Genomic DNA, 18,504 nt, shown 5'->3' with positions numbered 1-18,504 from the left:
AATGGAAATTATCACGAACAATGATTTCAGAATGTTGCTTCGGTTTTTTGATTTTTTTCTCTAAAATCAACCGCTCTTTTTCCATTTGAATGCGTTTAATAAGCTCAACAGCAGGCTCATCATTTGGGTTTTGTTCTGTTAATTTACCTTGAATAGCCGCCTGTAAAATAGATTTTTTCAGCTGTTCAGGAAAAGCTTGATGAAGAGCGGTCAGCTCTTGCTCTTTTTTTGCATATTGCTCAATAAAAGGCAGTAATTCTTCTATTTTAGCAACAATGCGTTTCTGTTCGGAGAGTGGGGGGAGTGGAAGTAAATATCCTGATATTGTTGCTAAAGAAAGCTCTTTTTGCTTTGTTGATCCATCAGCTTTATCTTCAATTACAGATTGAACATAATAACTTGATAAATAATAATAGATATATTCTGGAACTACTTTAAGTAATCTAACTACTGTGACATGACTATCCACAACGGATAATTCATATGAATTAAGTTTCTCAAAATATATAGCAATTCTGCCTAATGTCCCCAGCCCAGTTGAATTCCATAAAAGGTCTTTATTTTTTAAAAAACGAATATCTGCATATTTGTCTAGGCTGTCTGTTGTAATAAATTTCGCATATTCCATTTTTAGCCCCTCCCATTGGATACACTTTTGTGAAATAACAGGAAAAGGGGATTTAGTACAATATTGAGGAGATTTTCCTCTTTGTATGTATGAAGATATATCCCCCAACCTCACCCAAACCCAACTTTCAGGGATTTCGAAGGGTAATTCGCTCTCGTTCAGATAAGGGGGGTTATCAGAAGCTTTTTTGCTTTTTTTTATTTTACCTTCTGCAATCAATTTTTCTTTTTCTTGCTTAATTTTTTCAAGCAGTACGGAGGCTGGTTCATCATTTGGATCTTGTGGAACGAGCTTTCCTTGAATGGCAAGTTGTAAAATAGCGTTTTTTAGTTGTTGAGCTTTCATTTTGCACCTAATCCTACAATTTAATCCCTAAAATTCCCGTAATTTCAGCCAAGATCTTGTCAATATCGGCATTAAGTGCGGTACGTTTTTGCTGATATTGTTGAATTAATTCATCTGGCGGGAGAATTTCTTCCTCTTCGTGGGGAAATCCACAAAGGTCGAGATTAAATTGGCGATCAGCAATTTCTTGATAGCTATATTTTCTGGCTTTGTCGAAGCCATCAATTTCAATAGCTTGTCGATTGTGCCACCATTCCATCACTTGATTAAAATGTTCCAATTTCATTGGCTTGGTTTTCGAGAAGTTTTTGTAACCTTCTGGCATATCCAAACGATAGAACCAAGTTTCTTTGGTCGGTTCTGTATTATCAAAAAAGAGAATATTGGTAGTGATTGATGTATAGGGTGCGAAAACACTATGAGGCAGACGAATAACGGTGTGTAAATTCATCTCATTCATCAGTTTTTGTTTGATCGCCATTTTGGCATTATCCGTACCGAACAAAAAGCCATCAGGTAATACTATCGCAACACGTCCGTTCTTTTTCAGGCGATACATAATCACAGACATAAACAAATCCGCCGTTTCACTGCTACGCAATGCGGCAGGAAAATTCATTTTTATCTGCTCAATTTCGCTCCCCCCATAGGGTGGGTTCATTAAAATGACATCAAACTTTTCATTTTCGGTATAGTCTTTGACATTTTTCTCCAAAGCATTGTCATGATGTACATTCGGATTATCAATATCGTGCAACAGCAAGTTGGTTACACAGAGTAAATGTGGCAATGCCTTTTTCTCAATGCCATAGACGGAATTGTTAAATAAAGTGCGGTCAGAAACGGACTGGATTTGTTTTCCCAATAATTTCAACGCAGAAGTAAGGAAGCCTCCCGTACCACATGCGAAATCTGCGATTTTTTCGCCTAATTTAGGCGCAATCATCTGCACCATAAAATCTGTTACAGCCCTTGGCGTATAAAATTCCCCAGCGTTCCCCGCACTTTGCAAACTTTTCAAAATATTCTCATAAATATCGCCAAAGGCGTGGCGTTCTTGATATTGTTCAAAGTTAATTTCATCAATAATATTAATTACTTGGCGTAACAACACACCATTTTTCATATAGTTGTTATTATCCTCAAAAGCTGCTCGGATAATCTTCTGGTTCATCGGTGTATTAAAGGAAATAGGCAATTTTTTCAGCGTTGGGAAAAGCTCATTATTGACAAAATTCAACAACTCATCGCCTGTCATCGCTTGCCCATCTTTATTGTCTTTCGCCCAATTTGACCATCTTAACGCTGGTGGCAAAATCGAGCGGTAATCATCATTGATGAGTTCCCATTCCTGCTCTTTTGCATCATAGATTTTCAGGAATAAAATCCACACGATCTGTTCAATACGCTGTGCATCACCATTAATCCCTGCATCGTTTCTCATTACATCTTGCAGGCGTTTTACTAAATTATTTAAGCTCATATTGTTCCTTCATTTCTATACTTTTCATTTCGGACAATCAAATAACCATCAAATAAAAAATATTTTATTAATCAGATGGTTATGATTTTTATTGTTTTTGTAGATGGAAAACCATCAAATAAAATGTTTAATTAACAAACAATAAATCAAAATGGTAATTATGTTTAAACTCAAGCCACTCACATTCCTTAGGTTGTTGGATAAGCTTAGTTAATAATTGCTGTAATTTTTCTCTTTTCATTTGTTAATCCGCATAAAGCACTTTTGCTAAACCTTTCACTGCTTTTTGGTATAACTCTTTGCCACCAAATTTTTTGACAATAGAAATCAAGCCACCAAAAGGTTCAAACTGGCTGTTTTTAAGCAGTTCAGGTTTGCTTAAATCTTTCACGCCCGATTTGCTGTATTCATCAAGCAATAGCCCTAACACTTGACGGTTTTCTTCGTCGTACTGTTCTACATAACCGCTGTTTTTGGCTTTGGTGATACGTTCGGTTTTGGTTAGCACAGGTTTGTCAAAGGCAATGTTGCGGAAGACATCTAAATCATCCACGTTATTGCCCCATTTATGTTTATTACGCAGGGAGTTGATCCATTTTTGGTTGGTGTAAAATTTGGAGAAAATCTCACCGCTTGTTAGCCAGCTTTCTTGTAGCTGCTCATAAGAAGTGAAATCTTGGCGGATATGACGTTTGGAGTAGAGATCTATATCTTTGGAAACCAGTTCGCCTTGTTCGTTGAGATACTGAACTTTTTCATCAATAATGCGAAGTTTTAGCTTGCCCGCTTCAATAATGACGACTGGCTTGTAAATCGGAGTTGGTTCATCAACTGTATTTCCATTATCTGAACTTGTTGAGTTTTCATCACCTTTATTGGGCGATGGCTTTTCAATATCAGGATCGATAATAACTAAAGGCTCGCCATCAAAATCAGGATCAGCAAACAGATCGGTTACACCACGAAAATCCATAATGGTGAAAAATTCTTTGCCGGCATCGGGGCGTAATCTGGTGCCTCGTCCAATAATTTGTTTAAATTCGGTCATTGACTGAATATTGGCATCTAGTACTACAAGTTTGCAGGTTTTGCTGTCTACGCCTGTTGTCATTAGCTTTGAGGTCACAGCAATCACTGGATAGCTATTCCCCTCATTTTTAACATCACAAAACTCTTCTAAATCACTGTTTTTCCCGATTTGATCGCCGGTAATTTGGCGAATATATTTGGGGTTTTGCTTTAACATATCGGCGTTCAGCTCGGATAGGGCTTGCACCATTCGTTGAGCATGATTGATATTGGCACAGAAGACAATGGTTTTATCCAAGCGGTTATTTTTGGCGAGAAATTCGCAAATTTTCTCTGCAACTAATTTGGTACGGTCGTCCAAAATAATGTTGTAGTCAAAATCTTTGACGGTATAAAGTCTGTCTTCAACTAAGTCTCCATTTTTATCTTTTAAGCCTTTTGTTGGTCGCCAGCCTTTTAAATCACAATCCAAATCCATTCGTATCACACGATAAGGGGCAAGAAAACCATCTTCAATTCCTTGTTTAAGGCTGTAGGTATAAATAGGATCGCCAAAATAGGTGATATTACTAGCATCTGCCGTTTCTTTTGGCGTAGCCGTCATCCCAATATGAGTCGCTTTGCTAAAATAATCCAAAATAGCACGCCAGTTGGAGGTTTCTTTAGCACTACCTCGATGACATTCGTCAATAATAATTAAATCGAAAAAAGAAGGTTGGAACTGTTTAAACAGCTCATTATCCGCTTCACCATCTAACTGTTGATAAAGGGCAAGATAAATTTCAAAGGCACTATCTAATTTTTTATTCGATACCTTTACCATTTTGTCTTTGAATGGTTTGAAATCTTGCGTCATCGGTTGATCAATAAGCACATTGCGATCCGCAAGGAATAGTACCTTACGTTTCGCACCGCTAGCTCTTAAGCGGTGAATAATTTGAAAAGCGGTATAGGTTTTGCCTGTGCCCGTTGCCATCACTAACAAAATGCGATTTTGTCCCTTAGCAACAGCTTCAACAGTGCGGTTAATTGCAATTTCTTGATAATAACGAGGCTCTTTGAAGGTATCGCTCGCACTGGTGTAATAGGGTTGTTGGATAATTTTTAGCTGTTCAGGGCTATATTGTTGTTGCCAACGCTCTACTAATTCTTCTGGTGTTGGAAACGCCGTCATCGGCAGAGTACGCTGCTTACCTGTGAGAAAATCATGTTCAATAAATTCATCGCCATTAGAGCTGTAAGCAAAAGGAATATCGAGTAACAAAGCGTAATCCATCGCCTGCTGCAGTCCATCTCTTGCAGTATGCTTGTTGTCTTTTGCCTCAACGACAGCAATTTTGTGGTTAGCTGAGTGATAGAGCAGATAATCAGCACGTTTACCATCTTTGCGACTGGCTTTCTTGGTTTTGGGATCAACTAACATCTGACCATCAGTAAACTGCTTATCGGCTTTAAAAGAAAATTCTTCTCGAATTTGGCGATCATCCCAACCTGCATTTTTAATCGCTGGCGTAATAAATTTGGAACGAATATCCGTTTCTGACATTTCACGTTTTTCTGCGAGGCTAAACATAATTTTCCTTCCGATAAGTGTTGATTATGGGAAGATTATAGCAAAAAGTGCGGTCTGTTTTTTGAAAAGTTTTTGATCAAGGACGAAAAGGTAATGCAAGTGAGTTTATTGTATTTTTAATTGATAGAGCGTAGCATTTTAACTAAATATTCTTATAAGGAATAAGCTATGAACATTCAAAAAATCACTTCAATCTTTGGGGATACCATCACACAACGAGGGTTAGATTATTTCAAACAAAATAAAGTGTCTGAATTAGAGAAAGTTCGTTCTACTTGGTTTGCTAAGGTTGAAGGTACTTTCCCTTATTATGTAACACTTTCCCTAAATAAACAGGGCGGTCTGTCGAAAGCAGAATGTACTTGTCCGTATGAATATCGCTGTAAACATATTGTTGCTGTGTGGTTTGAAGTATTAGCTAAAATGGGGAATATTCATAATCTGTCTCAAACCAAAATTGTTCCACCCACAGAAGATGAGTTATATATCCGTGATTTAAGAAATATCTGTAATCAATATTCTGGTGGTTGTGATTACTGGGAAGCACAACGTTTTGCGGATGAACTTTCTATATTTATCGATAATTTAGAGGATTTATCTGAAGATTATCAGTTCAAATTATTGAAGACTCTTTACGGTCGATTAAGTAAGATTATTCAGCATTCCGATGATTCTGATGGTCTTTTAGGGGAAATAATGGGGCAAACGGCATTCCATCTCAATCAGCTGTATCAAACTACACAAAATCGCAAATTACGGACAAATATTGAGCAATCTTGGAAGAGATGGATCGATAATAAAGGTTTTTTTTGGCTTGCGGAAACCTTCGGCGTATTAGAACATTGGCAAACAGCACTGAATAAATCTAACCGTTCACAGCAAGTTTTAGATTGGATTACTGAATATGAAAAAAATGCAGAGCGGTATCAACAAAATGCTATTATGGTATGGCGTTATCAAGCTCTAAGATATCAAGATCCATCACTTGCAGAAAAATTCTTAGCAGATAATCTTTCTTTTGCTGAAATACGTAATTTAGCGATTGAATTAGCCTTAGAACAGGAAAATTACTCATTACTTGAAAAACTGATTAGCGAAGGATTAGCAACAAATCAAGCAAGGATATACCAACAGGGCTGGCAAGAAATCTTATTAAATGTAGCTAAAAAAACTAACCAAAGAGATAAAGTGATCGATTGTGCTGAAAAATTGCTAATAGATACAAATAACTCAATTCATTTATCTGCTTATCAATCACTCAAAGCGACTTGCTCAGATTTAGAGTGGCAAGAAAAAGCGAGCAAAATTGAGCATCATATTGCTCAATTTGGATTAAATAGTAAATTGGCAGATTTTTTTATTTTAGAAAAAGCATTTGATAAGCTTCAGAATTTACTCATTTCTCATTCAAATCTTTCTTTCGTCGCAAGTTATGCTGAAAAAATACCTAAAGCCCAACGTGAAAAAGTTATTTTTCATTGGCTTTATTTATTGGAAAAAGAAATCGAAACCATTAATACTGGTCCCAAATATGTTGTCTGGGTAAGAACAATAAATCGCTTACTCAAAAAATATCCTTATATTTACAATGAATTGAGTGAGGTTGTGGCTCGTATAAAAGCCAATTACAGTAGAAGACCTGCATTGATAAGAGAATTGGAAGCCATAAAGCTATAAACGATTTTTTCTTCCTAATAGCGATACAAGCGGTGTGAAATTGATAACATTTTGCAAAAGTAGATTTTCTTTCCAAATTGGAAGTTTATTTCCATAAAAGCATAAAATGATAAAAATTGGAAATTAACTTCCAATTTTTATGATGACGAAAAACAGAAATTGATGGCATAGAGGTTATTTATATTGTTGATTGGTTGTTAAGTTAAAACAAATTCTGCTGTCCAATTAAAAACTCAGGTTTGGCTTTTACTGAAAATCCATATTCGGATAAATAGCCTTTTAAGCTCTCGATATTGTAGAAAGAATGGCTTTTGGTAGTGTTTTGGAAATAGAGATAGAGCTGGTCGAATTCATTTTTGCGTTGGTAAAGTAACTTGGCTAAATGTTGTAATTCGCTTTCATTATAGCGATAGTCGTGGCGTTCTGCCGCTGATTGTGCCTTCCACCAATTTGGATTACGACCATGTAGGCGTAAATAAGCGGTGCGTTGGTTGGCGTAAAATTGAAAAGCAGGCAAGCCGATATTCTGTGGATAATCCACATTGCACCAAATCAAATTTTGTTTACCTTGAAAATAATCCAGTACAGATTGGGTATGCCAACTGGCATGGCGAAATTCAATGGCTAAGGGATAGCCTTCAAACCAAGACACTAATTCCGCAAGATAATAACGATTGGCTTGAGTCCGCTCAAAACTCGAGGGAAACTGGATAAACAAATTCGCCAAACAATCTTGTTCTACCAATGGTTGTAACGCATTTAAAAAGGCTTCTGCTTGTTGTTTAAGTGCGGTGCGTTTATGGCTAAAATCCTGATGCAATTTCACCGAAAATTTCAACCGCTCTTTTGCCTTCTCTACCATACCCAGCAACGCCTTCACCCCGATTGGTGCGTGAAATGTGCTATTGATTTCAATGGCATCATAATGCTGGCTGTAAATTGTCAAAAAATCCGATTTATCTGTACCAAATGGATAAAGCGTACCGATTAAATCCGTATCGCTATAACCGCCAGTGCCGATGTAGATGTGGGGTGTTTGTATTTGATTTTAAAGCATCTTTATAAGCTTTCCTTCTCAAAAAATTTTTTAGATATATCTTCAATACTAATTAATAATTTCTGCTCATCTTGTGTAAAATCCTTAATACCTACTTTAGGAATTCTTATAAATCCCTTATTTTTAACACTTGGATCTTCTATAATCACTTGCATAATTTGATCTAGTATACCTATATCAGTTGTGCAACGAGATAACTGTTTTTTTAATTTCTGATATTCTTTTTCTTCATCTATATCACAATCAGGTATCCCAGAATTAGATTTACTTTCACATATTTTCCTTGCTAAATCTGTTTGCTTCCAACCAATTTCGTCTAATACTGATTTAATCTCTTTTTGAAGAACTTGAATTTCGTTTGTACATTTATTCATCATTTTGTCCCTAATTGTCCCTTTTTGTATCTTAAGATTATATCGAGTAGAAGACGTATTTCTACTCATCATTAACTAATTTTAAGGAAAATTAAAATGAATACACAATCACAAAAAAATCTTAATCACCACTCTAATCAGTTGAATCCTAATAATCCAGCTTATCAAAAAGCTCAGGATAATAGATCTAATCAACTTAACCCTAATAACCCTAAATACCAAGGTAAGAAATAAGGAGATAATATGAATACAACATTTTTAAATAATGCTCCTAGCAAAACTGGTAACCCTTCTGGTAAAGGTAGAGGAAATAATCCACCCAAAAAATAAATTATTTACACTCTGATAATTTTTCTCCAAATACTATAGATAATTCATTATCTATAGTATTTTTATAACCGATCTCTTTCATAGTTTTTTCTAATGCACAACTACAAATTCGAATATATCTTTCAAACTTAGTTTTTGACAAGTAAGTTGTTCCTGAATTTGAACATTGACTAATAATTGCAAATTCAAGTTCTGGTCTATATCTAACAATGTCTAAACGATCCTCAACAACATATCCAATAACAGATCCAGCAAATAAAGCTGTAGCGGAAGTGGCTAAAATAGGCTTAACTAGAGATTTTGAACTAAATCGATATTCATCAAGACTATTTTTGCAATGTCTACACTCTGCATTTTCTGGTAACCTAATTTTATTATTTTTTCTACAATGGGGGCATTCTATTTCAAACATTCAAAACTCCTTTAATAAATTATAGTAATATAAACTGATTATAATTATATCACTTCATCGCCACACTCAGCCACTTGAGCATTGTCTTCTCATCCCAACCTTTCCGTTTCGCATAATCCACTGCTTGATCTTCGTCAATTCGCCCTAACGTAAAATAATTACTCGCTGGGTGGGAGAAGTGCCAGCCGCAGACGGAGGCGGCGGACCACATGGCGTAGCTTTCGGTGAGTTTCATACCGATGCGTTGTTCCACTTCCAATAAATTCTTGATAGTATTCATCTACGATGAATGCTTTATATAACTAGATTTTGATATTCCTTATAGGCGCTATTATAGTGTTTGCATTTTACTATTCATTGGATTCTAAAGCGCCTTTTTGACTTTTCAACAAGCGGTCAAAATCGCTTTCAAATTTGCGATCTTGAATGATACGGTATTTTTCAAACTCCGTTTCGGCATAAAGTTTTGCTTCATCAAAACTGATTTTGCCTTTGTTGTCTAAAATCGGTAAATCATCCGCATTTAAGAAAATATCCAACCGCTTTGCCCAATCTTCCATTGTCATTGGAATTTGTCGTCTGGCTCGCCGTTCAGCAAGGTCTAAAAACGCATTGACGATCGCCCCCAAATCTTTTAACTCTTCATGATTCAAGTAGTTCTTTGCTACCGACACATCGCTTTTTAAGATTTTGCCATCGGGCGATTTTGCCCAAGTGCTCAGTCCCATATTTGGCTGATTGCTGTCAGCTCGCTCCCGAATCAATTCCGCTGCAGTATGTTGATGAATAGCGTAATGCAGTTTGTTTTGAACAGTAGCAAAAAACTGCTTGGTTGTGGGAGCATCTTTGTTGTAATCCACCGCAGTGGCATAAATATCAGTAATCTTCTGATAAAAACGGCGTTCCGATAAGCGAATTTCACGAATTTCTTCCAACAACCGCTCAAAGTAATCTTCCCCCAAGAACGAGCCGTTTTCCATTCGTTCCCGATCTAGCACATAGCCTTTCTGCGAAAATTCACGCAAAACTCTAGTTGCCCACTGACGAAACTGTGTTGCCCGCAAGGAATTAACCCGATAGCCAACAGAAATTACTGCATCTAAATTATAATGTTTAGTGTTGTAATTTTTACCGTCTGTAGCAGTTATTCGGAAATTCCGAATAACTGAAAGTTTGTTAAGTTCTTCACTAACAAAAATATGTTTTAGATGTTCATTAATTGTAGGTAATGATACTTCAAAAAGCTCAGCTATACGTTTTTGTGTCAGCCAAATTTCATTATCTTCATAACGAACTTCAATACTTTGATCGCCTGTTTGATTGGTAAAAATCAAAAATTCAGCTGTGCTGTTACGGATAAGTTTGCTCATCATTAAATACCGTTGCAAAATTTTATAGGAAAGTGACCTCTTGTTATGATTTTGTCGAATGGAAATATGAGATTTTCAACCGCTTTTTTACCTTCTCCACCATATCCTACAACGCCTTCAGGTCGGTTGATTTATGAAACATTTTATTTCAATAGCATCATAATGTTGGCTATAAATAGTAAAAAAAATCAGATTTAGTCATACCGAATAGATAGAGCGTACCGTTGTATCGCTATAATTTTATTCTATTCTGAGCGAATTATTGCTCCAAAATGAGATATTCACCCTCAATAATCAAGCCTTCTTTTTTCCATTCACTGAAAGCTTGTCTGCGTGCAACAGTTTGTGCATTATCTTCTTGAATAGCCTTAAACTGTTCTCGCAATTCTATATATCTAGGGAAAAGTTGCCCAACAAAATTGGTATCATTTAAAGAGTTTAATAAGCCTTCCCTCTGTTCTTCTAGCATAGCAACAATCTCTGCAATCATTTCTTTAAATTCACGTTCAGCTTGTGCTTTTTTATGTGAATCCCATGCTTCCAGTGCAATACCAGCAAAAGCTATAACAGCATTAGCTCTAGCCGCAAATTTAACTGCTCCCCAAGGTTTAAATTTTAGGTATTTCGCAAGGTCTAGACCAACCATCTTACCCATTGAAATGACACTATCTTTCGCAGCTAAAACATGAGTATTGGTTAATTTTTGTTTACCTAAAAAAACTAAACCTTTGGCCATTAGCGTTGAACCAATCGAAGTCTCAAATCTACTTATTTCATTATTAAAGTCCAAACTAATTCTTTGTAATGAAGTGCTTACTACTTGGCTCTGACGGTCAAATTCTTGCTCAATTCGCGTATTTAGAATAATACCGTCTTTACCTAATTCGCTTTCGTAAAAATCAGCAAAAGTTGTTAAATCTGTTCCTTTTACTTGGCGGATTAAACCTGTGAAATAATCTAGAACAAATTCTCTTAACCCTATTCGTACGTTACTAATCTTAACTTCCATAGGTTTTAATTCTGCACTTAAGTGCTGAGTAATATCAGCCAAATGCTCCAATTCAATATCAAGTGTTTCTTGTGTTTTCTTTACTATAGGCAACTGCTTACCCAAAATATCCTGAATCATGCTTTTTTGTGCTTCAAACACAATTGGCATAGCCCCCCCATTTTTCTCGATGGTTTGACGAGTAGCATCTTGAAGCATATGAATTCGTGATAATTTTTTGAATTCGTCCAAATTATCTAGCCAGTAGTCAGTACCTTCCCCAAAAGGGTTTGCTGACACTCCCACAATTTTAATTTGTGATGCTTCTTTTTCAGTTAAACCAATAATGTTTTTTAGGCGACCTAAAACATTTTCTGTTTTAGTTTTTAAGTTTTCACGATAATCCCAATCATCTTCCACATCAGCCACTTCATCAAAACGACTTAACACAAAAACAGTTCTTGATAACAAATTCAAATCACGAAACAACCATTGTAAGTCTTCTTGATGGCTGTCTTTTATTGGGTTAGTTGAGTTCATAACATACAAAACCAAATGTGCTTCGCTCACATATTTCTTAGTCATTTCTTTGTATTTCTCAATCTGACCAGCACTGTTATGTTGCTCTTTAAAGCCAAATAGCCCCGGTGTATCAATTAACTCAATTTCATTATCCACCGTGTAGATCTTAACTGCATTTGAGGACTCTTGTTGGCTAATATTCATACTTTGATCTAAACGCTCTAACCAAGCAGACGCAATGGAAGTCTTACCTTCAGAAAAGCCACCAATCAAGGCCACTTTTAAAATGTTACCTTCAATTGACTTAGACGCTGTCTGTAGTTTTTTCAACAAATCGGGATTAGGATTCAAACCAAACTCAAGACCACGCTCAATAAAATGACTTAGTTTTTTCAACATCTGTTGAGTTTTTTCTTGTTGAACCTTAAAGGTGTTTAATGTATTAGACATTTTACTCTCCTTAATATTTAATACGTTGAGAAACTAACTGCAATTCTTTTTCAGCAGATTTTAAAACTTGCATCACTGATTCATATTGTTTCAATGGCATTTCCAACTCTGTAATAACAGGTTGAATTTGCTCATGCATCCCTTGTTTAATCTTAGCTAAAATTTTGTTTAATTCAGGCTCGATTTTAGATTTGGCATTGCGTATAGCTTTATCTGTTTCTTTGCGTTGTTGGGATTGCTTATAAGAAGAACTAAAAATACCTATCACTGTTTTTACCGTACCAATAACTGCCCCCAATAATGCTAACACTCCACCAACAAAAGCAATAGTCCAACCAACAGGATTGCTCGCTAACGCTATTACACCTGTAACTAGACTAATAGCACTTGTTATCAGACTCCCCAATTCAATACCATTATCGATCTTAATATCCATGTCAAATTTATTTAAGGCAAATGTATTATTCTGTAGATTTACAATACTTCTGAGATGCTTATTGGTGCGATTGACAATTTTTGTAATTTCTTCTTCAAACACCTGGGATTCTTTTTCAATAATACAACGTATATTATTTTCCAAAAGCTTAGCCTCTGATTCCATTGTGCTCTTTAGACGACTTTTAAAACTATCATTACTTATATCATATTCAATATCATTGTAAATTTGTTCACCCACCCTGCTTTCAAATTGACGAATAATTTTACCTCCAGATGAGTCTAAGCCACTATCAAACTGCTCTAATAACACCTTAATTTGTGCTTGAGCGTTTTTTACCTCGCTCCGGATTTTTTTTCGCCCAGAATTAAATTGATGATTCAGCTCCTCTAATTCAAAAATAGCTTTATTCAAAACCTTGCAGGCCTTGTTTAGATTTGAACACTTAATTTTATTGCGATAATCGCCAATAATTGAAGAAGATAATTTTTCAACAAAATCATTTAATCCACTCAAGTTTAATATTTCTTGTTTAGATGCAAAGCGTGATAAAAATTTTCTTTGTTCATTAGCATCTTTACTGCCTGGTATTACACATTCAGTTAAACCCAAATAAGCTGGCCTTGCACTTACCACTAGGCTTTGGCAATATTTTTCTCCTAACTCAATTTTAAGTTTACTATCTAACGCTTGCAAACCTTCTCTCTCATCATTTCCAATTAATGGCACTTTCAACTGACGAGGGTTATTCACTGAATGGTTATAAATTGCCCAAACTTCAGTTTGATCACCCAAATGCTCTTTTATTTTTTCAAGTGTTCCCTTTTTACCTTCTTCTCCCTCATGGGTTTGAGGAGGACGTGGTGTTCGTGTTATATAAAAGACAGCATGGGCTTTTTTTACAGCTTCCCCTATGGGCTGACGAACAATATTTTCATCACCTTCAATACCTGGCACATCGATTAAAGAAAACTCTTGACCATTATAATTAAAATCAAAAGAGGTATTATCTCGAGTGAAGTCTGAGCGACCATCACCAATGATTTGACCATCCGCAAATTGTTTTAAATGTTCAGCTTCTGTAAGCAACCGTTCATTTTCACTTTCTGCTTTTCGCTTAACTTGCAGTAAAAGCTTTAATTCTCTCTCACTTTGTTCAGTTTCATTTTGCTTTTCCTGTTGAATATCGCTTAATGTTTGTTTGACAATTGTTAACTCCTTTTTTTCCTTTGGAGCAATAAACCAAGAAATAATACGTTGCCAAAAACTTTGTTTATCCCTAATATCCTCCAAGAATTCTGTTAATCGCTTAATTTGTACTTCGGCATTCATTAAAGATTCGGCATATTTTTGATTAATCTGTTGTAAATTATCTTCAAGCTCAGTAATTTCCTTCTCACTTTCCATAATAGTTTGACGGATTTTGTCAAATGAATCTTGTGTTAAACCACTTTTTTCTGCTTGAATTTTAAATTGACGTTGGTTTTCTAATTTAGTTGGCTCTTTGAGCAGTAATCTCAAAGCTTCAATTAGGGTAGATTTACCCGCATTGGTCTCTCCATAAAATGCAATGGTGAAACGTTTCCATTCACTTAAACGTTTTAACTCATCATATTCCTTTTGAATTTGTGTGTTTAAGATGTTTAGGTTATTAATGGCAACACTAATATCTTGTGAAATTTTTTCATCAGAGTCTTGAAACACTAATTTTTCAATAAGTTGGGAGATTTGTTGTTGTAACTGTTCATAAATCAAATTAGATTGTTCTTGCATTTCATACTTCCTAAACATTTTGATTGATAAGATAAAATTTAAATGAGAGAGTGCATTAGGGAATTAACTTAAATTTCTCTTGACTAACATTTTTTAAAATGGAAGTCTGAGATCTTAGGCTACTACGATAAGGTTACTTAGCCTAAATAGCATTTTAGTCGTTATCTAAACTAACCTCTATAAATAGCACAAGTGCATAACAAATTTGCACCATATTTTACTATCACTTCATCGCCACACTCAACCACTTCACCATGTCTTTCTCACTCCACCCCTTCCTTCTCGCATAATCCTTCGCTTGATCTTCGTCTATGCGTCCTAAGGTGAAGTAATTGCTCGCTGGGTGGGAGAAGTACCAGCCGCAGACGGAGGCAGCGGGCCACATGGCGTAGCTTTCGGTAAGTTTCATACCGATGCGTTGTTCCACTTCCAATAAATCCCAGATGATCTGTTTTTCGGTGTGTTCTGGGCAGCTTGGGTAGCCGGGGGCGGGGCGGATGCCGATGTATTCTTCACGAATTAAACGCTCGTTATCCATGGTTTCATCTGAATAGCCCCAAACTTTAGTGCGAAGTTCAAAATGAAGGTATTCCGCCATGGCTTCTGCTAAACGGTCGCCGACCGCTTGCAGTAAGATGGCGTTGTAGTCGTCCCCTGCGGCTTTGTAGCCTTCCACTAAGTCGTGTTCTTCAATCCCAGCACAAACGGCGAACATACCGAACCAGTCTTGCTGTCCGCTTTCTTTATCGGCGATAAAGTCGCTCAAGCAAAGGTTGTATGGGCTTTTGCTGTTTTTGCCTCGTTCGGTTTGTTGGCGTAGGTTATAGACTTTGCCCACTAGCGAAGTGCGGTCGGAATTTGCAAAAATTTCAATATCATCGCCCGCTCGACAAGCAGGGAAAATCCCCATTACGCCACTTGGGTTGAGTTTGCCGTTTTGCTCTAATTCGTCTAACACTTTTTGGGCATCATTCCACACTCGGCGAGCTTCTTCGCCACCTTCAGGGTAATCAAAAGCATCAGGGTAACCACCCATCAAGCCCCATAACATAAAGAATGGCGACCAGTCGATAAATTTGCGTAAAGTGGCAATCGGCACGTTTTTATATTCGATAATGCCCGTTTGTTTTGGCGGTGGCACTTGATAATCCGCCCATTCGCCCGCAAAGGCATCAAAGCGATTGGCTCTTGCCTCTTCAATTGGTAACTGTTTGCGTGGGGCTTTTTTGTTAGCAAAGGCGTGCTGAATTTGTTCATATTCCTTTTTCATTCGCTCCCATAATTCCGCTTTGGTATCTGGGTTCATAAGTGCTGCACAAACAGTAACTGCACGAGAAGCGTTGGTGGTGTAAACCACTTCGTGCTTATATTTTGGATAGAGTTTAATCGCCGTATGCTCTTTTGAGGTGGTCGCTCCGCCAATCATCACAGGCAGATTTAAGCCTAAACGGGTCATTTCCCCTAAGAAATATTCCATTTCATCTAAAGACGGAGTAATCAAACCACTTAAAGCAATCACATCGGCTTTTTCTCGAATGGCGGTGTCGACAATTTTATCCGCAGGCACCATCACGCCTAAGTCAATTACTTCAAAGTTGTTACATTGCATCACCACGCTGACATATTTTTACCAATATCGTGCACGTCGCCTTTCACCGTGGCAATCACCACTTTGCCCGCAGACGAACCTTTCTGCTTGGTAGCGTTGATAAATGGCTCTAAGTAAGCCACCGATTGCTTCATCACTCGAGCAGATTTTACCACTTGCGGTAGGAACATTTTGCCATCGCCAAACAGCTCGCCCACCACATCCATACCGTCCATTAACGGTCCTTCGATCACTTCCAATGGCGAGCTAAATTTCAAGCGAGCTTCTTCGGTGTCTTCAATAATATGATTGGTGATCCCTTTGACTAAAGCATGTTTCAAGCGTTCTTCTACACTCCAAGTTCGCCACTCGGCTACGCTGTTATCTTCCTGACGAGCGGTCGAATTTCGGTATTTTTCTGCAAGTTCAATCAGTTGCTCGGTAGCATCTGGACTACGATTTAACACCGCATCTTCAATGATGTTACGCATTTCAGGATCGAGATCATCATAAATCGCCAACTGCCCAGCATTGACAATCCCCATATCCATGCCTTGCTTAATGGCGTGATAAAGGAAAACGGCATGAATAGCTTCACGCATTACGTTGTTACCTCGGAATGAAAAGGACACATTCGACACACCGCCCGAAATTTTGGCGTGCGGTAGGCTCTGTTTAATTCGCCCTACGGCATTGATGAAATCCACACCGTAGTTGTTGTGCTCTTCAATTCCTGTGCCGATAGCGAAAATGTTGGGGTCAAAAATAATATCTTCAGGCGGAAAGCCCACTTGATCCACCAGAATGTTGTAGGCTCTGGTACAGATTTCTACTTTGCGATCTTCCGTATCCGCTTGCCCCACTTCATCAAACGCCATCACCACCACAGCCGCACCATAACGGCGAACGAGCTTGGCTTGTTGAATAAATTTTTCTTCCCCTTCTTTCAAGGAAATCGAGTTCACGATTGCCTTGCCTTGCACCACCTGCAAGCCTGCTTCAATCACTTCCCATTTGGACGAGTCGATCATTACTGGCACTTTTGCCGCATCAGGTTCCGTCGCCATAATGTTTAGGAAACGAACCATACATTTTTCCGAATCGAGCAAGGCTTCGTCCATATTGACATCAATGACCTGTGCCCCGTTTTCCACCTGCTGAATAGCAATTTCAATGGCTTTGGCAAATTTTTCTTCTTTAATGAGCTTCTTAAATTTAGCCGAACCCGTCACGTTATTACGTTCGCCCACATTGACAAACAGGCTATCTTCATCAACAGTTAATGGCTCAAGCCCAGATAAACGCATAGCGGTTTTGATTTCAGGGAGCTGACGTGGTTTGATGCCTTCCATCGCTTCACTAAAGGCTTTAATGTGTTCAGGGGTTGTCCCACAGCAACCGCCGACAATGTTCACAAAACCTTGCTCTGCCCATTCTTTTAAATGAGCCGCCATTTCTTCCGCACCTAAAACATAGCCACCAAAGGCATTTGGCAAGCCTGCGTTAGGGTGAACAGACACATAGGTTTCGCTGATTTTCGACATAGCTTCCACATATTGACGAAGCTCTTTCGGGCCTAAGGCACAGTTCAAGCCGAACGTGAGAGGTTTAACGTGTCGCAGAGAATTGTAGAAGGCTTCGGTGGTTTGTCCTGAAAGGGTTCGCCCAGAGGCATCGGTGATCGTGCCTGAAATCATAATTGGTAAGATTACGCCCAATTCTTCAAACACTTGGTCAATAGCAAAGGCAGCCGCTTTAGCGTTTAAGGTATCGAAAATGGTTTCGATCATAATCAGATCTGAACCACCTTCGATTAAACCTCGAGTGGCTTCCGCATAAGCATCTACCAATTCCATAAAGGTGACGTTACGGAAACCGGGATCGTTTACATTGGGTGAAATTGAGGCTGTGCGGTTGGTTGGCCCTAAAATCCCCGCCACAAAACGAGGCTTTTCTGGCGTGCTGTATTTGTCTGCGGCTAAACGAGCCAATTTCGCCCCTGCAAAATTGAGCTCATAGGCAACCGCTTGTAATTCATAATCGGCTTGGGCAATAGTGGTTGAACTGAAAGTATTGGTTTCAATAATATCTGCACCAGCCGCCAAATATTTCTCGTGAATGGCTTTAATTAGCAAAGGCTGGGTTAGGGTTAATAAATCGTTATTACCACGCAAATCAACGGGGCTATTTTTAAAACGCTCGCCACGAAAATCTGCTTCGGTGAGTTTATATTTTTGGATCATCGTCCCCATCGCACCGTCTAGAATAAGGATGCGTTTCTCAAGGGCATTTTTTAAAATTGATGTTATGTTTTTCACAATAAAGTTCCCGTTATTTTGTTCTTTTAATAATGGTAAAAGATAATAGAAATATGCGTTAAGGCTGTCAAACCTTATATTTATTTAGCCCATAAAAGTGCGGTGCTAAAACTATTAATTTTAACACCGCACTTTCAAATATTTTTATTCA

The 18,504-nt window shown here is 37.7% G+C and carries 11 protein-coding genes and 2 pseudogenes; 2 read left to right on the top strand and 11 right to left on the bottom strand.

What is annotated here, in order from left to right:
- The 3 genes from B0186_RS08190 to hsdR all read right to left on the bottom strand — a co-directional run.
- Positions 1 to 973, bottom strand: a 973-nt coding sequence (locus B0186_RS08190) for a restriction endonuclease subunit S (protein ID WP_211272435.1), incomplete at its 3' end; no start/stop codon positions are given.
- Positions 974 to 986: 13 nt separating this feature from the next.
- Positions 987 to 2,456: a class I SAM-dependent DNA methyltransferase gene (locus B0186_RS08185; protein ID WP_078218871.1), complete on the bottom strand. Its 1,470-nt coding sequence runs from the start codon at positions 2,454 to 2,456 to the stop codon at positions 987 to 989.
- Positions 2,457 to 2,700: 244 nt separating this feature from the next.
- Positions 2,701 to 5,058 carry an EcoAI/FtnUII family type I restriction enzme subunit R gene (gene hsdR / locus B0186_RS08180; protein WP_078218870.1) on the bottom strand — a complete coding sequence of 786 codons (2,358 nt, stop codon included), beginning with the start codon at positions 5,056 to 5,058 and terminating at the stop codon, positions 2,701 to 2,703.
- 168 nt (positions 5,059 to 5,226) lie between these two features.
- Here hsdR and B0186_RS08175 point away from each other — a divergent pair, with 168 nt between their 5' ends.
- Positions 5,227 to 6,735, top strand: a complete 1,509-nt coding sequence (locus tag B0186_RS08175; RefSeq protein WP_078218869.1) for an SWIM zinc finger family protein — start codon at positions 5,227 to 5,229, stop codon at positions 6,733 to 6,735.
- A gap of 202 nt (positions 6,736 to 6,937) precedes the next feature.
- Here B0186_RS08175 and B0186_RS08170 read toward each other — a convergent pair whose 3' ends face one another.
- Complete coding sequence (locus B0186_RS08170; RefSeq protein WP_078218868.1) at positions 6,938 to 7,777, bottom strand: DUF72 domain-containing protein; 840 nt, start codon at positions 7,775 to 7,777, stop codon at positions 6,938 to 6,940.
- 17 nt (positions 7,778 to 7,794) lie between these two features.
- Positions 7,795 to 8,166: a hypothetical protein gene (locus tag B0186_RS08165; RefSeq protein ID WP_078218867.1), complete on the bottom strand. Its 372-nt coding sequence runs from the start codon at positions 8,164 to 8,166 to the stop codon at positions 7,795 to 7,797.
- Positions 8,167 to 8,262: 96 nt separating this feature from the next.
- Between B0186_RS08165 and B0186_RS11800 the strand changes: the two genes are divergently transcribed.
- On the top strand, positions 8,263 to 8,400 hold the full coding sequence (locus tag B0186_RS11800; protein WP_169832926.1) for a hypothetical protein: 138 nt from the start codon (positions 8,263 to 8,265) through the stop codon (positions 8,398 to 8,400).
- A 97-nt stretch (positions 8,401 to 8,497) separates the two neighbouring features.
- Here B0186_RS11800 and B0186_RS08160 read toward each other — a convergent pair whose 3' ends face one another.
- The 6 genes and pseudogenes from B0186_RS08160 to metH all read right to left on the bottom strand — a co-directional run bounded on the left by B0186_RS08160 (position 8,498) and on the right by metH (position 18,353).
- Complete coding sequence (locus B0186_RS08160; protein WP_078218866.1) at positions 8,498 to 8,908, bottom strand: hypothetical protein; 411 nt, start codon at positions 8,906 to 8,908, stop codon at positions 8,498 to 8,500.
- Between the two features lie 49 nt (positions 8,909 to 8,957).
- Positions 8,958 to 9,179, bottom strand: a pseudogene (locus tag B0186_RS08155) (vitamin B12 dependent-methionine synthase activation domain-containing protein); the annotation flags it as partial.
- A 79-nt stretch (positions 9,180 to 9,258) separates the two neighbouring features.
- Positions 9,259 to 10,278: a virulence RhuM family protein gene (locus B0186_RS08150; RefSeq protein ID WP_078218875.1), complete on the bottom strand. Its 1,020-nt coding sequence runs from the start codon at positions 10,276 to 10,278 to the stop codon at positions 9,259 to 9,261.
- Positions 10,279 to 10,537: 259 nt separating this feature from the next.
- On the bottom strand, positions 10,538 to 12,238 hold the full coding sequence (locus tag B0186_RS08145; protein WP_078218865.1) for a LeoA/HP0731 family dynamin-like GTPase: 1,701 nt from the start codon (positions 12,236 to 12,238) through the stop codon (positions 10,538 to 10,540).
- A gap of 10 nt (positions 12,239 to 12,248) precedes the next feature.
- Positions 12,249 to 14,447, bottom strand: a complete 2,199-nt coding sequence (locus B0186_RS08140) for a hypothetical protein (protein ID WP_078218864.1) — start codon at positions 14,445 to 14,447, stop codon at positions 12,249 to 12,251.
- Positions 14,448 to 14,670: 223 nt separating this feature from the next.
- Positions 14,671 to 18,353, bottom strand: a pseudogene (gene metH / locus B0186_RS08135) (methionine synthase).
- Positions 18,354 to 18,504: the final 151 nt, after the last annotated feature.

The sequence above is a fragment of the Canicola haemoglobinophilus genome (assembly GCF_002015075.1).
Lineage (GTDB): Bacteria > Pseudomonadota > Gammaproteobacteria > Enterobacterales > Pasteurellaceae > Canicola > Canicola haemoglobinophilus.
This window is presented reverse-complemented; position numbering and strand designations above follow the sequence as displayed.

Excerpts from the sequence above, each read along its gene's own strand:
- B0186_RS11800 (WP_169832926.1), top strand. The coding sequence starts at position 8,263 with ATGAATACACAATCACAAAAAAATCTTAATCACCACTCTAATCAGTTG.
- B0186_RS08175 (WP_078218869.1), top strand. The coding sequence starts at position 5,227 with ATGAACATTCAAAAAATCACTTCAATCTTTGGGGATACCATCACACAA.
- B0186_RS08185 (WP_078218871.1), bottom strand. The coding sequence starts at position 2,456 with ATGAGCTTAAATAATTTAGTAAAACGCCTGCAAGATGTAATGAGAAAC.
- B0186_RS08140 (WP_078218864.1), bottom strand. The coding sequence starts at position 14,447 with ATGCAAGAACAATCTAATTTGATTTATGAACAGTTACAACAACAAATC.
- B0186_RS08150 (WP_078218875.1), bottom strand. The coding sequence starts at position 10,278 with ATGAGCAAACTTATCCGTAACAGCACAGCTGAATTTTTGATTTTTACC.
- hsdR (WP_078218870.1), bottom strand. The coding sequence starts at position 5,058 with ATGTTTAGCCTCGCAGAAAAACGTGAAATGTCAGAAACGGATATTCGT.
- B0186_RS08145 (WP_078218865.1), bottom strand. The coding sequence starts at position 12,238 with ATGTCTAATACATTAAACACCTTTAAGGTTCAACAAGAAAAAACTCAA.
- B0186_RS08165 (WP_078218867.1), bottom strand. The coding sequence starts at position 8,166 with ATGAATAAATGTACAAACGAAATTCAAGTTCTTCAAAAAGAGATTAAA.
- B0186_RS08160 (WP_078218866.1), bottom strand. The coding sequence starts at position 8,908 with ATGTTTGAAATAGAATGCCCCCATTGTAGAAAAAATAATAAAATTAGG.